The following is a 5856-nucleotide window of genomic DNA, read 5'->3' on the forward strand; positions in this document are numbered from 1 at the left end:
CCCCAGAGCATCGCGCCCAACACCCACACCCGTCAAGCAATACGCGAAACAAGTTTCGTGAGTCATGTTGCTGTTCATGTTGCTGTTCATGGACGCCCCATCAGACGACCTACGGGGCGGGCCCGAAGGGGGCAGCTCGGCGGAGTTGTGCCGTGAACGAAAAGCCTTGGCCCTCGATCAGTGCCCCGACTAGCTTTGCCGCCATGCGCGAGTTGATCACCGACGACGGTCGGACCTTGGCGGTTGAGGAATGGGGCGACCCCACCGGGACGCCCGTCGTCTACCTGCACGGCAGCCCGATGAGCCGACTGGCCCGGTACCCGGACGAATCACTGTTCCACGAGCTCGGCGTCCGGCTGATCACCTACGACCGGCCCGGGTTCGGAGGTTCCACGCCGAAACCGGGGCGCCGGGTCATCGATGCCGCGTCGGACGTGGCCACGATCACCGCCGCACTCGGCCTGCACCGCTTCGCGGTGTTCGGGGTATCGGGAGGCGGCCCGCACGCCCTGGCCTTCGCGGCCCGGTATCCCGAACGGGTGACACGGCTGGGGGCACTGGCGAGCCTCGCGCCGCGTGACGCGGCCGGACTGGACTGGACCGCCGGGATGAGCGAGGGGAACCGCCACAGCGCCGCCGTGGCGGTGACCGGCAGGGAGGCCGTCACGCAACACCTCGCGAACCTCGGCACCGCCAACTTCCCGCCCCTGCCGGAAATCGAGCAGGCCGTCCTCTCCCGACCCGAGATCAGCGCGATGATCGGCTCGGCGTTCGCCGAAGCGGTCCGGCCCGGACTGGACGGCTGGGTGGACGACGTCACGGCGCTCTTCGGCACGGACTGGGGATTCGACCCCGCGGACATCACCGTGCCGGCACGGATCTGGCACGGCGGCCTCGACACCCTGGTGCCGCCCTCGCACGGCGAGTGGCTCGCCGCGCGCATGCCGACGGCGACCCTGATCAGACAGGACGACGCCGGACACGGTGGGCACTTCGACGCCACGCCGGCCATGCTCACCTGGCTGGTCGGCGACGTACGGGCGCACGGCCGGCCTCCGACGGGCCGGCCGTAGGTGGTGGCATCGGACGGTCGTGACGTCAGGCCGTCCGCGGCCTCCTGAGAGGGGCTCCCGCCGCGTGGAGGCTGGCGAGGGTCTGCCGGTAGGAGTCCACCAGGCCGGTTTCCAGATGGCTGACCCCGAGCTCCTGGCAGTACCCGCGGACGATGGCCTGCGCCCTGCGCAGGTGCGGGCTCGGCATGCTCGGGAACAGGTGGTGCTCGATCTGGTAGTTGAGACCGCCGAGAACGAGGTCGATGAACGGGCCTCCGCGCACGTCGCGCGAGGTCAGGACCTGGCGCCTGAGGAAGTCGGGCCGCTCGGCGCCCCGCAGGATCGGCATGCCCTTGTGGTTCGGGGCGAAGATCGAGCCGAGGTAGACACCGAAGAGACACTGGTGGACCAGGAGGAACGCGACCGCCTTGCCGGGCGGCAGCACCAGGAACAACGCACCGAGGTAGCCGACCAGGTGCGCGGCGAGCAGGCTCGCCTCCCACACGCGGTGCTTGAGCGAGCGGTCGAACAACGACCGCACCCCGGACACGTGCAGGTTGAACCCCTCCAGGGCGAGCAGGGGAAAGAAGAGGTACGCCTGCGAGCGGCCGAGCAACCGCGGCAGTCCCCTGGCCCTGCGGGCCTGGTCCTGAGTCCAGACGAAGATGTCAGGGTCGAGGTCGGGATCGAGGTCCTCGTGGTTGGGGTTGGCGTGGTGGCGGGTGTGCTTGTCCTGCCACCAGCCGTATCCCATGCCGATGCCGAGGTTCCCGGCGACGCGTCCGGACACTTCACTGGCCTTGCGCAGCCTGAAGACCTGCCGGTGGGCGAGGTCGTGCGCGAGCAGGGCGACCTGCCCGAACACGAGGGCGAGGAACGCGGCTGCGGCCAGGGTCCACCAGCTGTCGCCGATCAGGAGGAAGGCCGTCCATCCGACGGCGTAGAGGGCCGTCACGGCCGCGATGCGCAGTGCGTAGTACCCGGGGCGCCGGGCCATGAGCCCGGCCTCCTGGATCTTCCGGGAGAGTCGGGCGAAGTCGCTCCCCGTATCCGCCCGTACGGGAGGGGGTCGCACGGTCCGGGAGGATTTCATGATCAGGAATCACTTTCCGTAGTCCGTCGGACGAGGAGCGGCCTCAGCACGGAGGACGGACGGAGCGGCCTGCCCCGGGGCCTCACCCGCGTGCGGGTGCCACTCCCCGTACTGCGCCTACCCCGGAAAACGGCATTGACGTACGGATCGACGGGGCGGTGCCCCCGGGGACCGGCTCGGGGCGGCGGAACGGCTCCACCTTCCGAGGGAAGGTGGAGCCGTTGGGGTCCGGGGCTGGGCTGCGTCGCTCAGGCGTGCCGGTGGTGGCGCTTGTTTCCGGTGATCAGTCGGTAGACGACGAGCAGGATGAGGGAGCCGATGATGGCGGCGATCCAGGTGGAGAGGTCGAAGAAGCCGTCGATGGAGTCGACGCCGAAGATGACCTTGCCGAGCCAGCCGCCGAGCAGGCCTCCGGCGACACCGATGAGGATGGTGATGATGAGGCCGCCCGGGTCCCTGCCCGGCATGAGGGCCTTGGCGATGAGACCCGCGAACAGCCCTATGAGAATCCAGGCGAGAATGCCCATGATGCGTCTCCTACCTCGGTGAATAAAGCCGGTGTCAACGACCGTCTTCACCAAGGAGAGGATTCCAAACGCCCCGGTTTCTTGATCCTTTTCCGAAGGGCAGCCTCCGTCGGAAAGCGGGCCTTGGAGGGAGTTCCCGCCGCCGACACCACCGGCGAGGCCGTTCGTCTCGTACCGCCGCTACCCGGACACGATGTCGTCGCACGTCGGCTCCGGGGGGCGCCTTCGCCCGGCCGGAGCCCCGGCCGGGCCCGGGGCGAATGCGACCCGACACCTCGAACGTCAAGCCGAGGACGCGCGGGCCGCACGCCGAACGACCGGCTCAACGGCACTGTCTGCCCGAGCCGGGGCGCGGCTCACCGGGCGCGGCTCACCGGGCGCAGCTCACCGGGGCGGCTCGCACCGCTCGGGAAGCGTCACGGTCCCGGGCCGGTGCTCGAAGGTGTCCATGACCAACCACTCGTCCAGCTCGGGGTCGTAGAGGTTCTGTACGCCGAACTGCAGCACCTGCCAGAACGTGCCCCGGTTGTCCTCGTCGACGTAGATGTCGCCCAGTGCGAGTGGTAGTCGCGGGTAGTTCCCGGGCGGCAGGTTCGGGAGGACCACGCCGACCCTCCAGTGGTTCACCTGCCGATGCGGGGTGCCCCGCAGGGTCTCCGGCCCGACGAACCTGGCATTCTCGAACCCCTCGTTCAGCGTCTCCAGATCGAACCCGGGAATGCGGGAGCAGGGGTGCTCGGTCAGACCGGGCCATTTGTACGTCAGCGTGTAGAGCGAGCCCCCGTAGATCAGGTTCGTGAACCAGATCGGGTGCTGCGGGCCCCCTGCGGTCATCTGACTGTTTCCGTCCCTCCCCTCCCACGTGAACGGCACCGTGATGTCCAGGTCTCGGACGATCCACTTCCCCTTGCCGCGGAAGTCACGGGGAAGGCGCGGTGGGGGCGGCGTCCGGGACGCGTCCCGCTCCGCGGCCACGATGCCGGACGACGACGGGGTCCCGGTCCGCGGCGCGGCGACCACCGTGAGCGGAACTGCCAGGACGAGGGCGACGGCGGCCGCGAGTGCGGCGGACGTTCGCGCCCGGTACGTACGTTTCCAAGCCATGGTCTCCCTCGACCGTCCCGTCAGGCGCCGGCGGCGCGCGAGGACATTTACGGCGATGCTGGGACACCGTCCCCGGAATCGCAGATTCCGAAACCGGCCGCTCCTGAGCCTTTGGCCGAACGGTCCCCTCAGGGCAACGCCAGGCCGGACCGTGGGCCGGACGGCGGACCGGTCCGTGGTCCGCGCCGGAAGCCGAGGTGGGTCCAGGTCACTCCTGGGCGTCCGTGCGGATCCTCGCGCCCGGTGTGGTGGACGACGTCCAGGCCGTGTGCGTGGGCAAGGTCGATGGTCTCCTCGGCGGAGACGGCGAACACGCGACGCCCCTCGGGCACCGGGCCGTGGCGCAAGGAAAGAACGACCCGACCTCGCGTTGCGAGCAGTGCGGTCGGGCGGACCATGGCCGAGTCGCGTCGTTGCTCGTCGAGGTGCATCCGCGGCGAGCGCCGCCGCGTCGCGGCCGCCGCCCGCTCCGATGTCCAGCCGCGCGGTTTCCACTTCGAGGCCCGCGAGCTCGATGAGGACGATTGGACCGAGGGCTTCGTTCGAGTGCCGGCCGGCGAGTAGCCGGCATCCGTCGACCGTCGGTGCGGCTCGGCATCCGGCCTGCGGCTCCGGAGTCGATGTCCTGGCGCTGCGACTTCCGTGGTGAAGGGATCACGATGAGCCCGGACGGGGACGCCCTCGTCCTGGACTCCCGGAGCTCGTCCACCCGGAGAGCGGGCGCGAGAAAGGCGACCGGGAACATGTACTGAGCTTGCACCTGGCTCAAAGAACCGGATGAACAGGAAGAACGGCAGACTGGGGCCCATGGACTCAGGACTTGCCGCACTGCTGGGCGCCGCCGTCGGTTCCGCCACCACCCTCGGGGCCGCTATCGTCAACGGCCGTGCTCAGGCACGGTCCCAACACGCCCAATGGAGCCGCCAGCATCGCCGCGACGCATACGCCGGCTACCTCGGCGCTCTTCATGACCGCGACATCGCCATGGACGCCGTCCTCGACGCGCTGCGTTCGGAGCACCCCGACCTGCCCGACATCGACGAGAAGATAGGCCGCTTCATCACCCTGGCCCGCGAGGTCCACCGCGCCTGCGAAGTCGTCATCCTCGAAGGGCCCGCGCCCCTCGTGGAAGTCGCGGAACGCGTTACCGCCGCGTCCGCCGATCTCTCACACATCATGCGGCGGATGGCCGAGAACGCCCACGCGGGAAACACCGCCCGCAAGGCCGAAGACATCGCCCTTGCCGCCGAACACGAGCGGACCCTCTATCTGGCCGTCAAGGACTTCCGCCTCGCGGCCCGCAGCACCATCGGCAAATCCAACTGACCCAGGAACTTCGAGCCCGGTCGCGTCTCCTCGACCTCGGGCCTTGGTGGTCGGACGGGGTGGGGAAGGGGTGGTGACAGGTCACGGGCGGGGGTAAACGCCGCACGACGTCACCGGCTTGCCCTGCGCGTCGTCGAGGCAGACCCCGACGTACGAGCCACCGCCGACGACGTTCGCGGGCAGTGTGGCGGGCACCGAGGTCACCGTGTTGCAGTGAGTGCTGCTGCTCCTGGGGCCGAGCGGGTTGGCATAGGCGTCGAACACGCTGTACCACGCCCTGCGGCAGCCGACCGACTTCATCGTCCCGGTGAAGGTCGCGGACCGGTTGTACCAGGTCAGCGTGCCCTTGATGTAGCTGCCCGCGCCGTCGGCCACGTGGACCGGCGTGGTGGCGTACGCGGATGCCGGGGCCGGAGTCGCGGCGACGGCCGGCCCGGTGAGGGCCGCGGACACGGCCAGGCCCGCTGCGGCGAAGAGGGTGAGAGCAGATCGGCGCAACACGATGGGGTCTCCTTGGCACGAGTTCGCGGGATGACGCCACAAGGCTGCCCGCCGACCTTGCCGTCAACCCCGTCGCGACGACGGGCGGGCGACCCATGCGCACCTCCGCCCGGGCGGTCGACCGAACCGAGTGTGGGGGGGGGGGGGGGGGGGGGGGGGGGGGGGGGGGGGGGGGGGGGGGGGGGGGGGGCGCGCGCCCCCCCCCCCCCCCCCCCGACCGGGAGACAGACCAAAATCAGCACCGCCCCACTCA

The 5856-nt window shown here is 70.2% G+C and carries 7 protein-coding genes; 2 read left to right on the plus strand and 5 right to left on the minus strand.

What is annotated here, in order from left to right; translation table 11 throughout:
- Positions 1–203: 203 nt before the first annotated feature.
- The gene (locus tag NOD94_RS39895; protein ID WP_281211140.1) at positions 204–1073 is read left to right on the plus strand and encodes an alpha/beta hydrolase; all 870 of its coding nucleotides are present in this window, start codon (positions 204–206) and stop codon (positions 1071–1073) included.
- Between the two features lie 25 nt (positions 1074–1098).
- Here the strand turns inward: NOD94_RS39895 and NOD94_RS39900 are convergent, their stop codons facing one another.
- From NOD94_RS39900 to NOD94_RS39915, 4 genes are all read right to left on the minus strand, one after another.
- A complete protein-coding gene (locus tag NOD94_RS39900; RefSeq protein ID WP_281211141.1) occupies positions 1099–2145 on the minus strand; it encodes an acyl-CoA desaturase in 1047 nt (348 codons plus the stop codon).
- 248 nt (positions 2146–2393) lie between these two features.
- Entirely contained in the window at positions 2394–2672 is a 279-nt protein-coding gene (locus NOD94_RS39905) for a GlsB/YeaQ/YmgE family stress response membrane protein (RefSeq protein ID WP_281211142.1), read from the minus strand.
- Between the two features lie 384 nt (positions 2673–3056).
- Complete coding sequence (locus NOD94_RS39910) at positions 3057–3776, minus strand: hypothetical protein (RefSeq protein ID WP_281211143.1); 720 nt, start codon at positions 3774–3776, stop codon at positions 3057–3059.
- A 128-nt stretch (positions 3777–3904) separates the two neighbouring features.
- Positions 3905–4090 carry a hypothetical protein gene (locus NOD94_RS39915; protein ID WP_281211144.1) on the minus strand — a complete coding sequence of 62 codons (186 nt, stop codon included), beginning with the start codon at positions 4088–4090 and terminating at the stop codon, positions 3905–3907.
- Positions 4091–4583: 493 nt separating this feature from the next.
- Between NOD94_RS39915 and NOD94_RS39920 the strand changes: the two genes are divergently transcribed.
- Positions 4584–5102 (plus strand): proline dehydrogenase, encoded by a 519-nt coding sequence (locus tag NOD94_RS39920; RefSeq protein WP_281211145.1) that lies wholly within the window; start codon positions 4584–4586, stop codon positions 5100–5102.
- An 81-nt stretch (positions 5103–5183) separates the two neighbouring features.
- Here NOD94_RS39920 and NOD94_RS39925 read toward each other — a convergent pair whose 3' ends face one another.
- On the minus strand, positions 5184–5603 hold the full coding sequence (locus NOD94_RS39925; RefSeq protein ID WP_281211146.1) for a hypothetical protein: 420 nt from the start codon (positions 5601–5603) through the stop codon (positions 5184–5186).
- Positions 5604–5856 lie beyond the last annotated feature (253 nt).

The sequence above is a fragment of the Streptomyces sp. Isolate_45 genome (assembly GCF_024721315.2).
Taxonomy (GTDB): Bacteria; Actinomycetota; Actinomycetes; order Streptomycetales; family Streptomycetaceae; genus Streptomyces.

What these genes read in the sequence shown, in the direction of transcription:
- NOD94_RS39905 (WP_281211142.1), bottom strand. Translation starts at nt 2,672, where the DNA reads ATGGGCATTCTCGCCTGGATTCTCATAGGGCTGTTCGCGGGTCTCATC.
- NOD94_RS39895 (WP_281211140.1), top strand. Translation starts at nt 204, where the DNA reads ATGCGCGAGTTGATCACCGACGACGGTCGGACCTTGGCGGTTGAGGAA.
- NOD94_RS39920 (WP_281211145.1), top strand. Translation starts at nt 4,584, where the DNA reads ATGGACTCAGGACTTGCCGCACTGCTGGGCGCCGCCGTCGGTTCCGCC.
- NOD94_RS39910 (WP_281211143.1), bottom strand. Translation starts at nt 3,776, where the DNA reads ATGGCTTGGAAACGTACGTACCGGGCGCGAACGTCCGCCGCACTCGCG.
- NOD94_RS39900 (WP_281211141.1), bottom strand. Translation starts at nt 2,145, where the DNA reads ATGAAATCCTCCCGGACCGTGCGACCCCCTCCCGTACGGGCGGATACG.